Raw genomic sequence first — 20148 nt, forward strand, 5'->3', positions numbered from 1 at the left:
GGGGTCTAAATAGCAGCCCCCCTTGGGGGGCCACGCATCTCTCGGCCAAGCTCATCAGAGCCCACCGAGCGAGCGAGCGCAGCGAGGGAGCGACCGGCCGCGCAGCGGCCGTGCGTGGCAAAGTGCAGGATGCCCGCGGGGGGTCTAAATAGGCGCGAGCGGCACGAAGATGATGTCGCCGGGCTGGAGGAGGATGTCCTGCTCGCGGCCGTCGGTGATCGCCTTGACCGAGACTTCGTAGGTCCCCGCCCCGGTCGGCCCCTTGCGGGTCAACTTGACCCGCCGGGCGTGGGCCAGCTCGTTGAGCCCGCCCGCGGTGGAGATCGCCTGGACCAGGGTCAGCTTCTCGGCGTAGGGAAAGGTCCCGGGTCGCTGGACCTGGCCGAGCACGCTGACCTCGAGGTTCTCGCGCTCGGTCAGGATCACGGTCACGTGGGGATCGCGGAGGTAGCCCTGGCCGAGCTCTTCCTCGAGCAGCGCGGCGAGCTCGCCCTGGGTCTTGGCGGTCACATCGACCCGCCCGATCAGCGGAAAGTCGATCGTCCCGTCCTCCTGAACCTGGAAGGAGCCGCCGATGTCCTCCTCGCCGAACACCCGGACCTCGAAGATGTCGCCCGCGGTCAGGCCCGAGGTCACCTCGACCGGCTGGGCCGGTGGGATCAGGCTGTGATCCGGCTCGAAGCAGGCCGTGAGCAGCGCGCCGAGCACGAGCGCGAGCACGGCGAGGCGGGCGATCGCGTGGGCCACCTCAGTACCTCACGGCCACGAAGGCCATCGCCAGGTGGCGGGAGAAGCGGCCCGGGCTCGTGAAGCCGTTGGCGTACTCGACGACGAAGTCGGTGAGATCAGCCGCGACCGCGTAGCGAGCCCCGACGACCAGATACTTGCCGAAGGGCTGCTCGAGTTGAAGGTTGAAGGACACCAGCGTGTCGCGCCGGACGAAGCCGGGCGCGCCCGTGTACCCGGTGATGTCGTTGGTGTCTTGACCGGGGATCGGGAGCCCGGCGTAGCGCCGCCCGTAGACCCCGAGCCCGGTGTCGAGGCGCATCTTCCACCGAAACACGTGGGTGGCCGCGAGCGAGCCGCCGACGTCGGTGAGGTAGTTGCCGAACACCGAGTCATGAAACTGGCGACCCACGCGCAGGCCGATCTGGGTCTTGGACGTCGGAAACAAGCCGAGCGCCGCGTGGCCGATGAAGTTCTTGTGGTCGGGCCCGCTCGCGTCGAGCTTGTACAGACCCCAGCCCCAGCCGCCGAACACCTCGAGCACGACCTTCTTGCCGAGTTGACCGACGTAGCCGCCGAGCAGGCGGTGGGCGTGGGAGTCCTCGTTGCGGCCCTCGCCCAGGGTCGGGAACAGGTAGTAGGTGTAGTGAAACGAGTAGCGAAGGGCGAGCGCGCTGCGATCTCGAACGCGATACTTGGTCTCGGTCTCGGCCCCGTTGACGAGCCGATCGGCGGTGTAGATGTTGCCGCTCGTGAAGTACAGCAGCTCGTTGCGGTAGGCGAGGTTGAGGCTCAGCCGCCCGCCGCTCGGGCGAAGGATGAAGCGCAGCGCGGCCGAGTTGTCGACGCGGTTGAAGTTGTAGGCCTGTCCGGCCTCGAAGTTGGCCGGCTCCCCGACGAAGTTGAAGTCGTCCTCGACCGCAAACGAGAACCGGCGCCCGGGCGCAAACATGACCCGCATGTTGACGCCGATGTTGGGCTTGCTGGCCTGCCAGACCGTCGGCTGGCCGCTCATGTACAGGCGATAGCCGGCGAGTACGCCGAGGTGATAGTCGACCTTGCGCCCGCTGCTCTTGGGCGGCGAGTCGAGCACGCCCGCGCGCAGCGGCCGGTTGCCGACGGTCAGCCAGACCGAGGGCAGCGCGTAGGCGGCGCGTCGGGGATCACGCGAGCCCGACTCCGAGAACACATTCGAGTCGAAGCCGATCGACAGCGCGGCGCCGCCGTGAAAGGTCGAGTTCTTGCCGACCTTGAGCCCGGGGCCATCGGCGACGCGCGGCACCAGCGTGGCGGGGTTGCCGGGCGCCATGCTCGGTCCGCCCGGGGTCGACGCGAAGGCCAGGCCAGGCACGAGCAACAGCACGGCGAACACGAGCAGCAGCTCGAACCGGGCTCGCCGAGATGTAGACCTGCAGTGCAAGATGGTGGGCTGACTCAGGTATGCGCCCGAGTCACTCGTCGAGTAGGGCGAGGTGGCGACGCGACGCCGCGCCAGCGGAGCCTAGCTGAGCCTCGCAATTAATACAGATACCGGCGTCGGCTCGAGCTCCCCGAGGCTGCGACGGTCCGGGACCGTGGGACCGCGCTTCGTCGGTCGTCACTCCATCGGGCTCGCGAAGGGTGGCCAGCCCGCGTCGAATGGCGGTGGTACTGGGCTGTCTCCGAGGCCGGCGGTGGGGTCCCAGATCGGGATCGTGCGCGGCTCGTCGGCCTCGTTGCGCGTGATGTCGACCTCGTCCTCCGGGCCCTCGCGACCCGAGCAGGCCTTGGCGTCTTCGACGAGCTTGTCGATCCGGCCGGACGCCGCCTCGAGCTTCTCGAGCGCGAAGCCCCGGGCCTGATCACTCGTACCCGGGTCGCGGATGACCAGCAGCTCGCTGGTGCCAAGGTCCATCACGTCGTTGGCCCGATCTTGCTTGTCGAGCACACAGGTCGCGCGGACGAGGTCCTCGTCGTTGCGGGCCTCGACGGCGAGCTCGCCGAGCTCGGTCATGCCGGACTCCATCCTCGCGCGCATCGAGCTCGCGCCGGGCACCGAGGCCGCGCTCTCATCGGGCAGCGTGTCCACTGGCGGGAGCTCGGACGCGTCCGGCAAGGTCGCGCTCGCGTCTGCCGCGACCGGCTCCGCCGTGGGGTCTGCGTCGAGATCGCCGCTCGCGTCAGGCGCGGGCTCAGCCTCTGGACCAGACTCGGCGGGGGCCTCGGCGTCTGCGGCTGGGGGTCCGCCCCAGACAGTTCGCGCGAGGCCCAGGCTCGAGGTCAGACCCAAGACGACGGCCAGCGTCACCACAGACCGGAGCGGGCTGCTCGTGCGGTGGTTTCGGGGGTTTTTGCGGTCGGGCATGGGGTCCTCCAGAGGGTAGATGGCGGGAGCGCCCGGATCCTTTGCAGTTTTCCGGGCCCGCGAACACCGCGGAGTGGCTGCAACCAGCTTGCCCCCCTCTGGGCGCCAGATCAACTATGCGCCCCGCGACCGCCCTGTACTGTGACTGTGCCACGCAGGGCCGCAAACGATCGGTCGCCGCTGTAAACCTAGCCCGTGAAGGCCACGGAGAAGGTGACCTCTGACGAGTCCTCGGCGCCCTCGGACAAGAAGCGCCAGCCCTTGATCTTGGCCGTGGTGCAAGACCGGACGGAGGCGTCGCCGACGGTGTCCACCTCGATGTCCACGTCGCTCACGCGGCCCGAGGGGTTGATCGTGATCGTGTAGGTCATCTTGCCGCTGAGGCTGCTGTTGGAGCGCAAGGCTTTCTCGTAGCAGGCCTCGAGGCCCGGCATCCGTCGCCGGATCGTGGCCGACACCGACTTCTTGTCGACGTCGCCGACCACGTCGCCCGTGCTGCTCTTGGCCTTGACCTTGCGCTCTTTCTTCTTGGTCGCGCCGACCTCGGCCGGACCCGTGCCGGTCTCGAGGCCCGCGTTCTTGGCCATGGTCCCGGTCGACTCGATGCCGCCGCCGCCCGCGACGAAGTCGCCGATCTCGCCGCCGCGATACTCCTCGGTCGACGACATGCCCAGCGCGAACATCTCGCCGAGGTTGTTCTCGGTGTTCTCGATCACATCGAGGACCGAGCCCTCGCCGGGGCCGCCGTAGGTCCCGAGGACTCGCGCGACGCCCACCCCCCGGGCCTCTTGGAAGGCCTTTTCGGACACGTTTTCGGGCTTGTCGAGCTTGTCTTCCTCGGGCTCGTCTTCCTTCTCTTCCTTCTCTTCCTTTTCGTCTTTTTGCTCGAGCGCGTCCTTCTCTTCGGTCTCTTCGGGCTCCTCTTCCTCCTCCTCCTCGTAGAAGGAGGCTGGCATGCCCATCTCCCGGACGAAGCGCTCGGCGGGGGGCGGCGGGGTGCGGTCGGCGAAGTAGGCGAACCACACGCCCAGGAGCACGGCGACCCCGGCGACGGCGCCGAAGGAGGAGGCGTCGAGGCTCGACGGCCGCAGGTGGGTGAGCGGGTCGACGTACTCGACGGGGAAGGGCCGCCTGGCGGCCGCGCGAGCCGGCTTGGCGGTCTGGAAGATGATCTTGGTCTGGCCGATGAGCAGCTTGCCCTTGACCTTGGGCCCGAGCTTGATGCGGAGCCGATCACCCTGGCCGTAGCGCTTGCGCAGCTGGTCGACGCTCGCGCGGTTCTTGCCGAGCGCGAGCTTGCCGCGGGTCTCGGGCGGGAGGTCGATGTAGTAGGCGCCCTCGCGCTCGACCCACTCGAACAGCTTGTGCTCGCGGGGCGCGTGGCCGCCCTTGGGCTTGCGCCTGCGCGGCTTGACCGGCGCCTCCTGCAGGCCCATGAACCCGATGACCAGGGGCACGAGCCCGAGCAGGCCGATAGCGAGCCCGATCCCACCGGTGCCCTGATCCTCGGCGTTCTTGAACGCCTCCATGTCACCGCGCTTGACCTCGGTGATCGAGGCCCCGGGATCGTGCTGGCCGACCTCGTAGGCGAACAGCCCGCCGCCACCGAGGGTCAGGACCAGGCCTAGGCCGAGCCAGATCGGCGCTCGCTTGCGGTAGTCTCGAGGCTGAGTCCAGCCGTCGTAGACCGTCAGCTGCTGACGGCGGCGACGACGGCGTCCGCGCAGCATCGTGACCCCGGTCATGAGCGGGACCACACCCAGCAGCGCGACGAGCAACGCGATCGTGCTGCTCGGATCGTTCTTGGCCTCGCTGGCCTCGGGCGACGCGTCGGTCGGGCCGGCGAGGACCGCGTTCTCGGTCACATGCTGGCTGACCTCGTAGGCGAAGAAGCCGCCGGCGAGCACGACCATCAGCAGCCCGATGACGATCAGCGCCCACGGGAGGGTCTGCTCGCCAGGGCGGCCCTCCGCGGCGACCCCCGTCTCGAGCTCGAGGCTCGGGCCCATGCTCAGCGAGGAGCCCGAGGCTCGGCCAATGACCACGTCTCCCGGCTCCGACTGGTGGAGCACCTCACACGACTCTCCGTCGACGATGACGGCTACGCGGAGGACTTTGGAGGGCTTTGGCGAGGACATGAGCGAGGCGGTTGAATCAGTGACGGCCAGTCTGAGGGAGAGTAGCAGCGAGGATTTGGTCGCCCAAACGGTCGGAGCTCCGTGAGATCAATGGCCTGGCTGATCCGTGACCTTCACGGATTCTGGTCGCGCGCGACGTCAATGTGAACGTAACAACCAGCGGCGCGATCGATCACAGCGGGCCCCAGGCCCGAGTCTTGGCGACGATAAAGACGCTCTCCCGGCAACGTTGGGCTCGCGCGTAAATTTGCACAGAGGCGAAGATTTGGCCGGGGCGCGAAAATGACGAAACCCGACAGCGCCTGGTGCGCTGTCGGGTCGCGGCGGCCAAGGCCGGCTCAGCCCTTCTGAATGATGCAGAACGAGTACTCGGAGTACTCGAGGCGACCCGCCGTGTACATGACGTCGACGATGGTCGAGAACTTGAGGGCCTGGTCACCAATCAAGATGATGTGGCCGACCCACTCCTCGCCGCGGGCCTCGAACACTTGCTTGGACTTCTCGGTCTCTTCTTCGAGCTTCTCGAAGAGCGGCCGGATCACGTGCCCCTGGACGATGTTGGCATCGAGCTCGCCATCGGTCAGGGTCGCGAGCTGCTCCTCGTTGAAGATCAGCTCACGCGACGAGACGTAGAGCGCGACGCCCTCCTTGATCGGCATGTCCATCCGGGACATGGGGATCTTCTGCTCGGCGATCGGCGTGATCAGCACGGGGTCGGAGGCGTAGGACTTGAGCAGGTAGATGACGATGATGGCGACGATGTCCATCAGGGAGGTCATCCCGAGCTTGGCCTCTTTCTCCGTGTCCTGGCGACGCTTGGCCTTCTTGATTTCCTTCTTGAGCCTGAACAGCTCTTCGGGGGTCATGCTCATGACGACTCCTTGCCTTGTCCGTGCGTGCGCGAGGGGTTAGCCGGGCAGCGAGCGGGGAGGCTCACCCTGCACCAGCTTCTACGATGGGTTGGAAGAAGAGGCACTCCTCGGGGATCTCATCGTCATCCGTGAGCGTGACGAGCTTGCAGTCCGTCCCCCGGACCGCGTCCATCGTGCTGATCAACACCTGCATGGGGATGTCGTTCTCAGCGCTGATCGTCACGACGGTCTCGTGCTTGGCCTTGTCTTTGAGCTCTTTCGCCTTGGCCTCGAGCGCGGCGTAGTCGTAGCGCTCGTAGTCGGTCGCGTCCGCGCCCGGCTTGGCCAGGGGAATGCTCGGGCCAGAGCTGTCTTGCTCTTTGCCAGCCTCGGCGCCCTCTTGCTGGGCGGCGGTGCTGACTCGGAAGCCGTCGGAGAGGATGAACACCTTGAACTTCAAGGGTTTCTCTTCCTTCTTCTCTTCTTCCTTTTTATCGGAAGGAGCCGCGGCAAATTTCGGCGGCGACACGGCGATGGCTGCCAAGCTCGCGACTTCCATGGCCAGCAGCAGAGCTGGGATGAGAAGGAACATGATGTTCATGACGGGAAGCACGTTGGCTTCCTCGACTTCGAGCTCTTCATTCTTCCTGACACGTGCCATGGTGTTCCTCGATTCGAGAGGTGGCGAGCCTGTGCTTGCCGGTGCCGTGTCTCAGTCGACGGTCGCGAGGGATTGTTCCCCCGCGACCGGGGCTGCAGCACTCGGACGATTCGATCAGCTGTGACGCACGCGCGCCGCGAGCAGGTTCTCCAGCTTGACCGAGTAGAGCTCGACCTCGTCGGAGATCTTCTTCGCCAGGTTGGAGATGAAGATGTGAGCGGCGAGCAGCGGGATGGCGATCATCAGACCGAAGCCGGTCGTGTTCATCGCGATACCGATGCCGCGAGCCAGAGCGGTGGAGCGCTGGTCGGCGGGCGCGTCGGCGACGGCGCGGAACGCCTCGAGCATGCCGAAGATGGTGCCGAGCAGACCGAGGAGGGTCGCGATGTTGGCGATCGCGGCGATCATCGGGACGCGCTTGTTGATCGCCGGACCGACCTCGAGCATCGACTCTTCGATGGCGGCCGAGATGTCCGCCTCGCTCTTGTTGGCGCGGGTCAGACCGGCCTTGACGACGCGCGCGAGCGCGGCCTTGTCGGCGGCGTTGCAGAGCTTGATGGCGCGATCGATGTTGTTCGCCATCACCAGCTTCTGGATTTGGTTGAAGAACTGCTGTCCGTTGATGTTGAAACGGAAGAACAGAAAGATGAAGCGCTCGACCATGACGGCGAGGCCGAGGATTGCGCAAAGGGCAATGGCGTGCATAAACACGCCGCCGTTTGCGTAGAACGTTGCGAAATCACCCATGACCGGTGTCCTCCTGAGGGGGGGCTGGCGAAGCTGCCCGAGTGCTGCAGTGCCCGAAGGGCTTGGTGCGGTTTGTCGTTCTGCGACGGAGTTGATGAAACGTCGGTGGCGCGGGATGCGCCTTCGACCTAGGTATTAGAACAAAGGATCCTGTACGGACTCAAGTACGAGCGGTGTAAACTGCGCGTCGAGTCGCGCCCAGTCGTAGTCCAGCGCCGAACGCTTGAACACGAAGAAGGCACTCGGCTTCTCGAGCTTGCCCTCGACGAGGAACTCGTCGTCGAGAGAGATCCGCTTGCGGCCGCTGGGGGCCGGCTTCGCCGAAGCGCTCGCCTCGGCCCCACCTTCGGGTGTTGGATCCTGTGCGAGTGCCGGGCAAGGAAGCAGCATCGTAGACAAAACCCCAGCGACTGCCAAGACCGAAAAAGCGCGCGTTCGTGTCAACACTGCAAAACTCCCATGCTCTAGCTCAAGCGAGGTTCGGCACCGCGCGGGTTGCGATGCGCTTGGAAGCGGGTTGGAGCGGCGGTGAGCGGCGCTTCGTGGCCGATCGCTCCAACATGTTCCGAGGAATTGTCCATTCGCAGGATTCTGACTGTCGAAGGCGTACGCGGGGTCGCAAGCCCGATCGCGGCCGATCGTCGGGAAACGCGCGGCCTGCCTGGGCTGAGCCTGGGGTCATCTTAGATCGGAGGTGGGTCCCAGCGAAAGTATTGTCTGACGCGACCTGGTCACGTGGGCGAGGCGCGGCGCGGCGCCTGGCGCTCACAGCGGCATATCGATGCAGTTCAGCTCGCACGTTCAGGTGCCGTCGAACGGCTAACATTCCTGGGAGATCTTCTCAGCCTGTCATTAACCGCCAGGTTTTTGGACTTTTGGCTTCTGAGGCTTGGGTTTGCTCGGGGCTTGCGGCTTCTGCGTGGGCTTGACCGGTTCCTGCGGCTTCTCACTGGGAGGGGGATCTGCGGGCTTGTCCGCGGGCTTCTCGGCCGGCTTCTCCGGAGCTTTCTCCGGCGGATTCGGTGCTTTTTCGGCCGGTTTTGGGGTCTCGCCGGGCTGCTGCGGCTGGGCCGGCTGCGCGGGCTCGACCGGCGCAGCCTCGGCGGCGGCCGCGGCTTCCTCTGCCTCTTGCTTGGCCTTCTCGGCGTCCCTTTTCTTGCGCTTGGCCTCACGATCCTGGCGCCGCTCCTCGCTCTCGATGCCCTTGTTGGCGGCCTTGATGTAGAGGTCGGCCTGGGCGACCGAGACGAGCTCGTTGCCCATCGCGTCGGTCGGCCCGCGCTGTTGGGTGCTGCGCTCGATCGAGCTGTTGCCCTTGGCGACGAGCGACTTGTAGCGCTCGAATTCCTTGATCGCGGCGTCGAGCTTGGCGACCTCGTCGTGGTTGGGGATCTGGTCGGCGTCGAGGTAGAGCACGCCGAGGTTGAAGTGGACCTCGGGCCAGTCGGGCCGCAGCTTCGAGGCCTGGCGGTAGGCGGCCTCGGCCTCGGCGAGCTTGCCGTTGGCCCGGAGCGCGGCGCCCCAGTTGAGCTGGGCCTCGGCGAACTTGGGATCGAGGGACACGACGTACTCGAAGCAGGTCTCGGCCGTGGCCGAGTCGCCGCGCCACATGTACTGAACGCCGAGGTTGTTCCAGCCCGAAACGTTATTCTCGTCGGTCTCGGCGGCGTTCTTGAACGCGCGGAAGGCCTCGCCGCGGTGGCCCGCCTGGAGGTACGCGAAGCCCACGAGGTTGTAGGCCTGGGACTTCTCCTCGGGGCTGAGGACCTTGGGGTCGACCCTCAGGATCGAGCCGGTCACCGACTGCACGAGCTCGTGCTTGCCCTGCTTGTAGAAGGCCTCGGCGATCACGAGCATGGCCTCGACGTTCTGCTCGTGGTCGCGCAGCGCGTTGCGAGCCTCGGCGATCGCCTTGTCGCCCTGCCCCGCGCGCAGCATCTGCTTGGCCTTGGCGCTCTTCTCCCGCGAGCGCTTCATCTTGGCCTTCTCTTGGTTCGGATCGCGGTCCTGGACCTTGGGCAGCGACGCGGCCGGCTCCTCGATCTTGTTGGCCGCGACCTTCTCGTCTTCGACGGGGTCGGGGGCGGGCTCGTCGGGGCCGGCCTTGTCGGCGACCTTGGTCTCGGGCGGCAGCTCGAACTCGTCGGGCGTGTCGCTCGACGGCTGGTCCTTGGCGCAGCCCGCCCCGAGCACCCCGAGCATGAGGGTGAGGCCGATGATCTCTAACGTCCCTGCCTTCATCGACGATCCTCCAGCTCGAGGGTCAGGGCCGGGTCACGCAGCGAGGGGTACTCGTCGGCCTTGTAGACGTTGAGGCGCTCGAGCGCCCGCGAGGTCCACACGTTGTTGATCCGAAACTCCTTGCTGCGCTTGACGCACTCTTCGTAGAGACCGATCGCCTTTTGATAGAGCGGCTCCATCTGGTCTTGGATCGTGATCTTGTAGGCGTAGTAGGCCTCGGAGCCCTTGCGCAGCTGCCTGGGGACCGGGGCCTCGATGACCGCGGTCGCGACGCTCTCGAAGGCGTAGGCGCGGCGATACATGGCCGCGAGCACCCAGTCGAGCGAGCGGTAGGTCACGACCTTGTCGTACTCGCTGGCGACCTTGACCAGCGCGTCGAGCAGCTTCGTGGCCTCCTTGCCGATCTTGTTCGAGTTCGTCGACTTGATCTTGATCTTGACCACGTCTTCGAGCGCGTACTCGGCGAGGATGAACTGGGCCTCGGCCGGGAGCGCGGCCTCGGGCGTGCCGGCCGCGAGCCCCCGGGCCGCGAACAGATCGAGCGCGGCCTGGAGCTCGCGGGTCGCGGCCTTTCGATCCCGGCCCTTGCGGTAGAGCTGGCCGAGGCGCAGGTGGGCCTCGACCTCGCGCACGGCCTGATCGGCCTGGCCGCCGTGGGCCTTGAGAAACTTCTTGTAGGCCGCGATGGTCTTCTTGTCGTTGCCGGCCTTCTCGAGCACCTCGGCGGCCTCGTAGAGGGCCTCGGCCTTCTCGGTCGCCGAGTCGGCCTTGTTGGCGACCTCGTAGTAGAGCTTGGCCGACTGCTCGTAGTTCTGGAGGCTGTCTTGGAGGCCCGCGGCGTTGCGCAGCGCGGTCAGGCGGTGGTCGCTGTTCTTGTAGTCGTCCTTGGTCGCGAGGATCAGGTACTTGGCGACGGCGTCCTCGAACTCGAAGAAGCGGGAGTGGTTGTAGCCCGCGCGCAGCAGGGCCTCGTCGGCGAACTCGCTGCACTTGTCGCCGTCTTTGAGCGTCGGCGAGTCGCAGGGCTTGTAGGTGGTGTAGATGCGCTCGTAGGTGTTTGAGGCGCTCTCGAACCGGCCGATGTTCTCGTAGGCGACGGCGGCGTTGTTGAGCGCGTTGTCGGCGTTGGGATCGTCGGGCGCCTGGTTGACGAGCGCGACGTAGCGGTCGGCGGCGGCCTCGAACTCGCCGGCCTCGAACAGGATCGTGGCCTCCTGGAAGATGACCGCGTTGCCGATCGAGCGCAGCTTGCCAGCGAACTCGGTCTTGGCCTCGCCGGTCCCGCAGGTCTTCATGTCGGCCAGGATCTCCTCGGTCAGCTGGCCCTGGAGCGTGTAGCCGTCGATGATCGCGAGGCTCGCGTTGATCGAGACGTCCTGCTCGCAGTGGCGGTCGATGACCCGCTGAAAGCGCGGCCGGGCCTCGGCGAAGCGGTTGTGCCTCTGGCTGATCTCGCCGGACTTGAAGATGATCTCGGCCACGCCCTCGCTGTCGGGGTTGAGCTCGGCGTAGCGGTCGTAGGCGTCCTGCAGCGCGAGCGCGAGCGGGGCCACCTCGAGCGGCTCGTAGGGGCCGGCGTCCGGATCTTTGGGCATGTCCGGCAGCGCGAACTCGCCGGCCGCGGCCCGCTCTTCGGCGTAGGCCTCGAGCGAGGAGACCACGCCCTCGGACGCGTCGGCCTGGAGCCGGTTGTCGAGGTTGGAGTCGCGCACGATCGCGAATTGCTTGGCGGCCTCGAGGTACTGATCGGAGTAGTAGAGCGAGTCGGCGTAGCTGTAGCGATAGTCGTAGGAGCTCTGGGTGTTGGGGAAGCGCTCGAGGTAGGCGGCGTAGGCCCGCGCGGCGATCTCGTACTCGAGCTTGGCGCCGGCGTCGTCGCCGTCGCTGCGCAGCGCCTGGGCCCGGGCCTGGTGGTCGACGGCGGTCGCGACGAGGGCGTCTTCGGCGAGCTTGAACGCGCGCTCGATCGCGTCGGGGTCGTTCTCGTTGGCGTAGTACCAGGCGGTCCCGCGCAGGTAGTTGGTCGCGAGCTTGTCGCGCGCGTCGGTGATCTTCTTGTCTTCGCGCAGGGCCTTCCAGGCGGCGAGGATCTTGGCCTGGATCTCGGGCGCGGCGGCGGCCAGCGGCCAGCGGGCGAGGGCGAGCTCGTAGATCTGCACGGCCTCCTCGAACTCGGTCTCGTAGGCGAGCAGGTCGGCGTAGGCGGCGTAGATCTCCGGGACGTGGGGCTCGTCCTTGCGCTCGGCGTAGTCCTGCTCGAGGCGCTTGATGCCCGAGACCCGGTCGCGGCGGCCGTTGCCGTCCCAGTCGTCCTCGTTGTAGGTCTTGGCCATCCACTTGATCACGTCGCCGCGGTAGGCCCCGTCGTCTTCGAATTGCTCGGTGCCCGCGAGCGAGTCGGCGTAGAGGATGTACTGGTCGAAGCGGGCGATCGAGCCGGGGAAGTCGCGCTTGAGGTAGGTCGTGAACGCGATGCGGAGCAGGGCCTGGGCGAACAGCTTGCTGCCGGGCTCGCCGAGGGCCTGGGTGTAGGCCTCGAGCGCCGGGTCGAGCTCGTCGACGTCGTAGTGGAGCTCGCCGACGCGCAGCCAGCTCTCGGCCGTGAACGCGCTCTTGTCCGACAGCGGCGTGCAGCGCTCGTAGTCGCCCGGGCGAAAGGTCGAGGTCGAGGCGATGTTGGAGAAGTCCTTGTTGGGGACCGCGTAGCGGTTGGAGCACGACAGGGCCAAGAACGCCTGGCGGCTGGCGTCGAACTCCTCGCTCTCGTAGAGCAGCACGCCCATGCGGTAGAGCGCGGCGTCGTTGAGCGCGTAGTTGGGGAAGTTGCCGACGACCGTGGTCAGCAGCTCGATCGAGCGCAGGTAGTCGACGGTCGGCGGCGGGCGCATGTCGGGCAGGTTCTGCTCGCCGGCCTCGCGGCGCTTGTCGAGGGCCGCGAGCTCGTCTTGCCAGGCGTCCTCTTGCCGCTGGTAGCGCTCGAGCGACGACTCGAAGTGGAGCTCGGCGAGGCGGAACATGATCTCCGGGGTCCAGGCCGCGTCGTTGGGGTGGAGCCCGAGGAAGTCCTCGTAGCGGGTGATGGCCTTGGCCCGGAGCGAGCGAGCCTGGGCTCGGTGCTCGCGGATCTCGCGGTCGTACTGGCCCGCGAGCTCCTCGCGGCCCTTCTCGGCCTCGATGATCAGCTGGTCGCGGAGCGTGTCCTCGCTCGCGATCGCCGCCGCCTCGAAGCGCTCGAACAGCTCCTCGAGCTCGCCGATCGCCCGGGCCTCGTCGTCGTTGCGCGGGCGCCGAGGCAGCGGCGCCTGGAGCCGGTTGGGGTCGCCGCCGCCCTCGACGAGGCGGCCGACGCCAGAGCCGGGCTCGCCCGGGATCCCGACCAGCTGCTCGGACTCGGCCTGGGCCCCAGTTGGAGTTGGACGCGAGGCCTGGGCCTCGGTCGCCAGCGCGAGCGCGCCCAGGCCCACCAAAGCAACAAACGAACGAGCCAACGAAGCGCGCCGCATCTACTCGTCCTCCAGGGCTTGCTCGAGCACGCGGTCGAGCTCGCGCATGTCACGGTCGCGGGTCGTCTCGAGCCGACGGATCTCCTCGGCCTCGACCTCCTGGATCGCCCAGGCGACGTCGAGGAGGCCGACCTCGGACCGGGTCACGAGGTTGGCGAGCTCGCCGACGACGTCGCGGTAGCTGGCCTGCATGACCTCCCCGACCAGGGTCCGGGCCTCGGCCTTCTTGTCGCCGAGCTCGACCTTGTAGCGATCGAGGTTGACCCGCTCCTCGCGCAGGATCTGGATCGCGCGACGCAAGCGGCGACCGGCCGCGTTGTCGAGGCGCTCGCGACCCTCGACGACGCGCGCGCGCAGCGAGCTCGCGCGCGCCCAGATCTTCTGGGCTCCGCTGTCGGCTCGCGCCTTCATGATCGCCGCGAACGCACGATCGAGGAAGGCGGCGTACTCGTCGACGGCCTGGCGCTGGGCCTCGGCCCAGGGGTCCGCGAAGCGCAGCGCGGTCTGGGTCCGCTCGACGTCGGCCTCGAGCACCGCGACCGCGCCCTCGAGCTCGGCGACCTCGTCGCGCAGCTCGGTCGCCTGGTTGAGGAAGCCCTCGGGGTCGATGCGCTGATCCTTGCGGGTCTCTTCGTAGTAGCGCTCGGTCGCGATCAGCTGGGCGCGCAGGGCCTGGACGGTGAGGTCGAGCTGGTGGAGCTCCTCGGCCCGCTCGCGCAGGCCGCCGGTCACGTCGTCGCGCGAGTTGCCGTCGCCGAGCGGGTTGTCGACGCGCTCGCGCAGGACCCGGCGCTGGGCCTCGATGTCGGTGAGCCCGGCCCCGCTGACGCCCCCGCGGGCGCGAGCGAGGAGCTTCTCTTCGAGCGCGATGATCTCGAGGTCGACGGAGTCGAGCGAGCTCAGGTGGGCGCCGAGATCGGTGAACAGGCGCGCGCGCTCCCGGGCCTTGGCGGCCTCCTCCATGCGCGCGAGCAGGGCCCGGGTCTCGAACAGCATCTGCTCGACCTCGCCGACCTCGTTGGCCAGCTCGACGGTCTGGACCGCGCGCGGCAAGGTGTCGGCGACCGGCACGGCCTCGACGGGCATGACCGCGCCGAGCGAGAAGTGCTGCATGTCCTCGGCGGCGACGGCCGAGAAGTAGTGGGCGGCGTCGGCCTTGGCCTCGAGCTGACGACCGAGGCGCTTGGACAGCTCGTCGAACTCGCGGCGCAGGGCCAGGAACTCGCCCTCGGCCGCTTGCCAGTCGCGCATCTGGATCTTGACCTTGCCGCGCAGCTGCTTGATCTCGGGCACGATCGGGCCGTCGGGGTCGTAGACGAGCAGCAGATCCAGGGCCTGGAGCGCGCGGTCGTAGTTGCCCGCGCGCAGCAGGGTCCAGGCGGTCTCGTACATGGCCTCGGAGAAGAAGGGCGAGTCGCGGGAGATCCGTCGGTAGGCCTGGACGGCGCGGTCGGTCTCGTCGAGGTCGTGGTGGATGCGGGCCCGGGCCAGCCACGCGAGCTCGACGATGCGCTTGTCTCGCTCGTTGATCGGCGTGGCCACGGTCATCGACTCGAAGCGCGCGAGGGCCTCGTCGATCTCGCCCATGGCCAGGGCCGCGGTCGCGGCGAAGTACGCGGCCCGGACCCGCCACCGGGCCCCGGGCCCGCCCGCGGACATCGGCACGTCGAAGGGCGAGACGCTGTCGAGCGAGGCGATCGCGGCCTCGTGCTTGGCCTGGAAGTAGAGCCAGCGGCCGTAGGCGTAGCGCAGCTGGAGCTCGCGCTCCTCGGGCGCGATCGCCTCGACGGCGAGGGCGACCCGCAGGATCATGGCCTCGTCGACCTTGCCCTCGGGCGGGGCGACCTCGACCTTCATGCCGATCGCCTCGAGCCGGGCGCGGACCTCGGGCGTGGCCGAGAGCCCGGGCTTGCGGGCGAAGCCCTGCTCGCGGCGAGGGACGGCGAGGTCGAGCATGTTGGCCATGCTGCGCTGGTGGAAGCGGCGGCCGTCCTCGCTGTTGTCGACGAGGTTGCCGCTGAAGCACTCGATCGCCCAGCGGTCCATCTCGAGCAGGACCAGGGCCTCGCCGAGGAAGTACAGGGCCTGGCTCGCGGCGAGGCTGCCGGGGTGGTTCTCGAGCACGTCGAGGAACACGATCGCGGCGTGCTCGACGTCGTGGTCGACGAGCATCAGCTGGCCGGTCACGACGCGCTTGGCCAGCTCCTCCTCGGTCTCCTCGGTCTCTTCGTTGGCGGCGGTCTCGGCGGCCACGAGGACCGACTCGATCGCCTCGATCCGCTCGACCGCGTCGTCGAGATCGAAGCCGCGGCGCGGCGGCGCGGCCTCGGCGGGCGCGGGCGCGACGAGCCCCGCGGCGACCGCGAGGATCGTCGCCGTGGCCGTGGCGAGCACCAGTTTCGCAGGGCGGATCATCGCGTGGGGCTCAGTCGCCGGCCGGTTTCTGGGCCGCGGGCTTCTGGGCCGCGGGCTTTTGGGCGGCGGGCTCGGACACCTTCTTGGTCGCGGGCTTTTGCTTGGACTTCGACTTGGACTTGCCGGGCTTCTTCTTGGCCTTGCGCTCGACCTTGGGCAGCGGCTTGCCCGAGGCGTCGAGCGGGATCTCCTGCCAGTCGACGCTCGGCCGGTCTTTCATCTCGGTCGTGATGTTGCCCTTCTCGAAGCCCGAGCTCATCAGGCGCAGGGCGCCGTTCTCGCGGGCCGTGAAGTTGTGCGAGCTGCGGCTCTCGAAGGTGTAGCCGTTGAGGTAGCTGAACACGCCGAAGCCCTGGCCCTGGTAGGTCAGCTCGACGGTGATCGTGTGCGGGCCCGGGACGATGTTGCCGTCGAGCACGGTCAGCTCGTCCTCTTGATCGAGCGCGCCGCTGTCGTCGGTCCGGGCGTAGATCTGGGCGCCGTCGAGGATCACCGCGAGCTTGGTCAGGCGAAATTGCGAGCCCATCAGGTTGCGGTGGACGATGATCACGCGGCTGCCCGCGAGCACGCCGTGGAGCACGGTCTCTTTGAGGACCGAGAGCCGGGCCTTGCTGCGGAAGATCCGCTCCTTGAGATCGTCGACCTCCCCCTGGAGGCCGTCGATCCGCGCGCCGTAGATCTCGCTCTCGCGCCGGCTGCTGTCGACGCCCTCGGGCGTCTCGGTGGTCTGGAACAGCTCGGCGGTGTCGTCGTCGTTGTCGGCGGGCGGGGCTGGGGGCTGGGTTTGGGGCAGGTCGGCGGGCGGGATCGCCTGACCGGTCGCCGGCGGTGGCGCGGCCTCGCTGACCGAGACCATCGAGCCCGAGAACAACAGCGCGAGCGCGACGGTCAGAATCGCCAGCAGAGCCGACCCGCGAGAGTTCCAATGGGACCGCGACACGCCACTACGGTATCAGGGCCACTGCGCCCTCGCCAGCTGGCAGCGCCGCCTGGCGCGAAGATCGAGGGCGCACGTTCAGTGAAGATTGGCGCCGGGCTGGGGCCAAGGTTGGCCGCGAAATTTCCCGTGAAGGAAGCACGACGCTCGGCCATGGAGAGGGGCCCGCGGGTCTGATCAGGCTCGGATGAGGCCGGCTTCAGACCAAGTTCGAGCCAGGTCCAGACCAGGTTCGAGCCAGATCCAGACCGGGTTCGAGCCAGATCCAGACCAGGTCCAGACCAGGCTCGAGCCAGCCCGGCTCAGGTGCCTCGAGCTCGGTCGGCCAGTTGCAAGCGGCGCCACAGCGCCTCGAGCAGGGCGTCGGTGCCCTCGCCGGTCACCGCGCTGATCGGGAACAGCGGGATGTTGCGCTTGCGCAGCGCTCGGCGCGTTGCCTTGATCAGCTCCTGACCTTCGGTCGTGTCGATCTTGTTGAGCGCGACGACCCGCGGCCGGCCCTCGAACATCGGGCCGTAGCGACGCAGCTCTCCCTCGAGGGCGTCGAGGTCGCGGAGGAGCTCGCGGCCGGGGGTCGGATCGGGCGCGAGCAGATGCAAGAGCACGCGCGTGCGCTCGAGGTGGCGGAGGAACTCGTGGCCGAGGCCGCGGCCCTCGCTGGCGCCGTCGACGAGGCCGGGCACGTCGGCGACGACCATGGTCCGCTCGTAGGTGTCGCCCGGGAGGCTGACAACGCCGAGCTGCGGGACCAGGGTCGTGAACGGGTAGGCGCCGATCTCGGGCCGGGCCCGGGAGATCGCGCTGATCAGCGTGGACTTGCCGACGTTGGGGTAGCCGACGATCCCGACGTCGGCGAGCAGCTTGAGCTCGAGCCGCAGCCACATGCCCTCGCCCTCGGTCCCGGCCTCGGCGCGGTCGGGCGCGCGGTTGGTCGAAGATCGAAAGTGGACGTTGCCGCGCCCGCCCCGGCCCCCGCGGGCGATCGTGAGGCGCTCGCCGTCGGCGTCGAGATCGCAGATCAGGTCGCCGCGCTCGTAGCTGCGGGGCTCCTCGCGTCGGCGACTGCGGCCCGTGCCGCGCCGCATGTGGCGGCGCTGGGCGCCGCCCGAGATCGTCTCGCCGATCGCCACGACCTCGGCGGGCGCGCCGAGCTCGATCAGCTCGACGCGCTCGGGATCGGCCTCGGCCTCGGCCGGCTCGCCAGCCTGGCCCGGAGCCTCGACCTCCTCGCCGTCGACGATCCACACGTTGTCCATGCCCTCGCCGTCGGGCTCGACGCTGATCCCCTCGGGGGTCTCGTCGGGGGTCTCGTCGTCGAGCCACGGGGGGCGCTCACCGTGGCCGGTCGCCTCGCCCTCGTAGTAGACCGCGGTCCCGAGCGGGACGTGGACCTCGAGGGTCTCGCCGCCGCGGCCGTTCTTGCCCGCGCCGCCGCCGGGCCGACCGCTGGGCGCGTGGTGGTGCTGGCGGTACTTGAGGTCGAGCAAGGTCGCGAGCTGGGCATCGGCGACGAGCACGACGTCGCCCCCGTCACCGCCGTCCCCCCCGGCCGGGCCGCCCTTGGGCACGTGAGCTTCGCGGCGCCACGCGACGGCCCCATCGCCGCCGTCGCCAGCGCGGACCTGAATGCGGACGCGGTCGATGAAGCGCATGGGGAGTCTGCCTAAAACGTCGAAAGCCCCCCCTGAAGCAGGGAGGGCCCAGAGGGGCGGCTGCGAGGGTTCACGAGTGGAGCCGCCGCGGCCGGGCGGGCCCGAGCTACTCGGCGGCTTCGGCCACCTGGTCGATCGGGTCGACCGTGACGTAGCTGCGGCGCTGAGCCTTGCTGCCGGCCTTGTAGAAGCGGACCACGCCGTCGCGCTTGGCGAACAGGGTGTAGTCGCGCCCGCGGCCGACGCCTTCGCCGTTCCAGAACGACGAGCCGACCTGACGAATGATGATGTTGCCGGCGCGAACTTGCTGGCCGCCGTAGATCTTGACCCCACGCATTTGCGCGTTGGAGTCGCGGCCGTTCTTGATCGAGCCCTGACCTTTTTTATGTGCCATCGGTGCGTTCCTCTTGTCAGGCGGAGATCCCGGTGATCTCGACCTCGGTGTAAGGCTGACGGTGACCGTTCTTGCGCCGGTAGTTCTTGCGACGACGGAACTTGTAGACGATCAGCTTCTTGCCGCGGCCGTGGGCCTTGACGACGCCGCTGACCTTGGCGCCCTCGACGAGGGGGGTTCCGACCCGGGCCTTCTCGCCCGCGCCGACGAGGAGGACCTCGTCAAACTCGACAGCTCCGCCGACCTCGGTCGGGAGCTTCTCGATACGCAGCTTCTCGCCCACGGCGACGCGGTACTGCTTGCCGCCGGTCTTGATAATGGCCTGATCGCTCACTGGCTTGTTTTTTCGTCGACGATGCGCCCGTCTCGGCGGGGACTTCGACCCAGGTCCCGGGGCCTCCGCGATCGATCACGCGGGGGAGCGAAGGATATGGATCTACCAGCGCGGGTCAAGCGAGGGCGAAGGGGGCCCGCGTGTGGCCGACCACGGGGCAGATGTCCAGGGGCTCCGGCTGCGCTTCGTCGAAAATTCGGCTGTGGCGCTGCTTTGCATAGGGTGGCGTCATGCGGCTGTCCTCGAACCTCCATTTTGGCCTGGCCCTCGGCATCGCCACGGCGGGCGTGATCCTCGCGCTCGGTGGCTGCGTGGCCGGCGGGAGCGCGACGACGACCAGCGCCGTCCCCGCTTCGGGCGCGGAGGCGGGCGCCTCGAAGCTCGCGCAGTTCAGCGACAGCGAGCGCGAGCGGATCCTCGCCGTCCAGGGGATCGTCGAGCGCGCCGCCGCCGAGCACCAGCTCGATCCGACCTTGATCAACGCGATGATCTGGGTCGAGAGCCGGTTCGAGCCCACGGCCAAGTCCTCGTCCGGCGCCCGCGGGCTGATGCAGCTGATGCCCGCGACGGCCGCCTACCTGGCCAAGCGCATGGGCGAGCGCAGCGCCCGGGCCTACGACCCCGAGTTCAACGTCCGCGCGGGCGCGCTCTACCTGGCCGAGATGATCGAGAAGTTTGGCGACGAGCAGCAGGCCGTCGCGGCCTATCACGCCGGGCCCGGCAACGTGCGTCGCTGGGTCGACGCGGGCGAGGCCTTCCCCGACTACAGCCAGGCCTACGTCGCCAAGGTCATGGACGCGCGCGCGCGCTTCGAGGGCGTCGACGTCCACGGCCGCCCGAGCGGCGCCCGGGCGCCCGCGGTCGCGGCCAAGCCCGGGCCCAAGACCCCGCCGCAGTCGGAGCCCGAGCCCCTCGTCGCGCCCGAGCTCGACACGCTGCAAGACGCCGCCGAGATCCACGGCGTCCCTCGGGTGATCCGCGAGCAGCCCCAAGCACCGGCGCCCACGCCCGAGCCCCAGACGCTCGAGCCGGTGTTCGAGGTCCACCCCGAGTTCGACCGTGACCGCGGCGCTCCCCCGCCCGGCTGGCGCATCGCCAAGCCGAGGCCCAAGCCAGCGTCGAAGCCAGCGGCAAAACAAGCGCGCCCAGACCCAGCCCCGAGTCAAGACGCCGGGCTCGGCGTGCTCCCGGATCTGTAATCGCGC

At 68.4% G+C, this 20148-nt stretch carries 16 protein-coding genes; 1 reads left to right on the top strand and 15 read right to left on the bottom strand.

Annotated elements, in window-relative coordinates; translation table 11 throughout:
- Window positions 1-144 precede the first annotated feature (144 nt).
- From ENSA5_RS28180 to rplU, 15 genes are all read right to left on the bottom strand, one after another.
- Window positions 145-747 (bottom strand): polysaccharide biosynthesis/export family protein, encoded by a 603-nt coding sequence (locus ENSA5_RS28180; RefSeq protein WP_106394812.1) that lies wholly within the window; start codon window positions 745-747, stop codon window positions 145-147.
- Window position 748: 1 nt separating this feature from the next.
- Window positions 749-2098: a hypothetical protein gene (locus ENSA5_RS28185; protein WP_106394813.1), complete on the bottom strand. Its 1350-nt coding sequence runs from the start codon at window positions 2096-2098 to the stop codon at window positions 749-751.
- Between the two features lie 225 nt (window positions 2099-2323).
- Window positions 2324-3070 carry a hypothetical protein gene (locus ENSA5_RS28190; protein ID WP_146156200.1) on the bottom strand — a complete coding sequence of 249 codons (747 nt, stop codon included), beginning with the start codon at window positions 3068-3070 and terminating at the stop codon, window positions 2324-2326.
- A 188-nt stretch (window positions 3071-3258) separates the two neighbouring features.
- A complete protein-coding gene (locus ENSA5_RS36450; RefSeq protein ID WP_146156201.1) occupies window positions 3259-5142 on the bottom strand; it encodes an AgmX/PglI C-terminal domain-containing protein in 1884 nt (627 codons plus the stop codon).
- A gap of 404 nt (window positions 5143-5546) precedes the next feature.
- Complete coding sequence (locus ENSA5_RS28205) at window positions 5547-6080, bottom strand: biopolymer transporter ExbD (RefSeq protein WP_106394816.1); 534 nt, start codon at window positions 6078-6080, stop codon at window positions 5547-5549.
- A 61-nt stretch (window positions 6081-6141) separates the two neighbouring features.
- Window positions 6142-6720 carry an ExbD/TolR family protein gene (locus tag ENSA5_RS28210; RefSeq protein WP_106394817.1) on the bottom strand — a complete coding sequence of 193 codons (579 nt, stop codon included), beginning with the start codon at window positions 6718-6720 and terminating at the stop codon, window positions 6142-6144.
- Window positions 6721-6834: 114 nt separating this feature from the next.
- A complete protein-coding gene (locus ENSA5_RS28215) occupies window positions 6835-7467 on the bottom strand; it encodes a MotA/TolQ/ExbB proton channel family protein (RefSeq protein WP_106394818.1) in 633 nt (210 codons plus the stop codon).
- 135 nt (window positions 7468-7602) lie between these two features.
- A complete protein-coding gene (locus tag ENSA5_RS28220; protein WP_146156202.1) occupies window positions 7603-7866 on the bottom strand; it encodes a hypothetical protein in 264 nt (87 codons plus the stop codon).
- 453 nt (window positions 7867-8319) lie between these two features.
- The gene (locus ENSA5_RS28225) at window positions 8320-9708 is read right to left on the bottom strand and encodes a tetratricopeptide repeat protein (RefSeq protein WP_106394820.1); all 1389 of its coding nucleotides are present in this window, start codon (window positions 9706-9708) and stop codon (window positions 8320-8322) included.
- A complete protein-coding gene (locus tag ENSA5_RS28230) occupies window positions 9705-13172 on the bottom strand; it encodes a tetratricopeptide repeat protein (RefSeq protein WP_106394821.1) in 3468 nt (1155 codons plus the stop codon). Before ENSA5_RS28230 ends, ENSA5_RS28225 begins: the two co-directional genes overlap by 4 nt.
- Window positions 13173-13211: 39 nt before the next feature.
- Window positions 13212-15626: a tetratricopeptide repeat protein gene (locus ENSA5_RS28235; protein ID WP_146156203.1), complete on the bottom strand. Its 2415-nt coding sequence runs from the start codon at window positions 15624-15626 to the stop codon at window positions 13212-13214.
- A 10-nt stretch (window positions 15627-15636) separates the two neighbouring features.
- Window positions 15637-16566, bottom strand: a complete 930-nt coding sequence (locus ENSA5_RS36455) for a dihydrolipoamide acetyltransferase (RefSeq protein WP_146156204.1) — start codon at window positions 16564-16566, stop codon at window positions 15637-15639.
- 299 nt (window positions 16567-16865) lie between these two features.
- On the bottom strand, window positions 16866-18215 hold the full coding sequence (locus tag ENSA5_RS39590) for an Obg family GTPase (RefSeq protein WP_308726579.1): 1350 nt from the start codon (window positions 18213-18215) through the stop codon (window positions 16866-16868).
- A gap of 106 nt (window positions 18216-18321) precedes the next feature.
- Window positions 18322-18609, bottom strand: coding sequence for a 50S ribosomal protein L27 (gene rpmA, locus ENSA5_RS28255; protein ID WP_106394823.1), 288 nt, complete (start codon window positions 18607-18609; stop codon window positions 18322-18324).
- A 16-nt stretch (window positions 18610-18625) separates the two neighbouring features.
- Window positions 18626-18943: a 50S ribosomal protein L21 gene (gene rplU / locus ENSA5_RS28260; RefSeq protein ID WP_106394824.1), complete on the bottom strand. Its 318-nt coding sequence runs from the start codon at window positions 18941-18943 to the stop codon at window positions 18626-18628.
- Window positions 18944-19173: 230 nt separating this feature from the next.
- On the opposite strand from rplU, the gene ENSA5_RS28265 reads away from it, so the two are divergent.
- A complete protein-coding gene (locus tag ENSA5_RS28265; RefSeq protein WP_106394825.1) occupies window positions 19174-20142 on the top strand; it encodes a lytic transglycosylase domain-containing protein in 969 nt (322 codons plus the stop codon).
- Window positions 20143-20148 lie beyond the last annotated feature (6 nt).

Source organism: Enhygromyxa salina (genome assembly GCF_002994615.1).
GTDB classification, from domain to species: domain Bacteria; phylum Myxococcota_A; class Polyangia; order Nannocystales; family Nannocystaceae; genus Plesiocystis; species Plesiocystis salina_A.

Coding starts and splice junctions, on each gene's coding strand:
- ENSA5_RS28190 (WP_146156200.1), bottom strand. CDS start 3,070: ATGCCCGACCGCAAAAACCCCCGAAACCACCGCACGAGCAGCCCGCTC.
- ENSA5_RS28205 (WP_106394816.1), bottom strand. CDS start 6,080: ATGAGCATGACCCCCGAAGAGCTGTTCAGGCTCAAGAAGGAAATCAAG.
- ENSA5_RS28210 (WP_106394817.1), bottom strand. CDS start 6,720: ATGGCACGTGTCAGGAAGAATGAAGAGCTCGAAGTCGAGGAAGCCAAC.
- ENSA5_RS28215 (WP_106394818.1), bottom strand. CDS start 7,467: ATGGGTGATTTCGCAACGTTCTACGCAAACGGCGGCGTGTTTATGCAC.
- ENSA5_RS28225 (WP_106394820.1), bottom strand. CDS start 9,708: ATGAAGGCAGGGACGTTAGAGATCATCGGCCTCACCCTCATGCTCGGG.
- ENSA5_RS28235 (WP_146156203.1), bottom strand. CDS start 15,626: ATGATCCGCCCTGCGAAACTGGTGCTCGCCACGGCCACGGCGACGATC.
- ENSA5_RS39590 (WP_308726579.1), bottom strand. CDS start 18,215: ATGCGCTTCATCGACCGCGTCCGCATTCAGGTCCGCGCTGGCGACGGC.
- rpmA (WP_106394823.1), bottom strand. CDS start 18,609: ATGGCACATAAAAAAGGTCAGGGCTCGATCAAGAACGGCCGCGACTCC.
- ENSA5_RS28265 (WP_106394825.1), top strand. CDS start 19,174: ATGCGGCTGTCCTCGAACCTCCATTTTGGCCTGGCCCTCGGCATCGCC.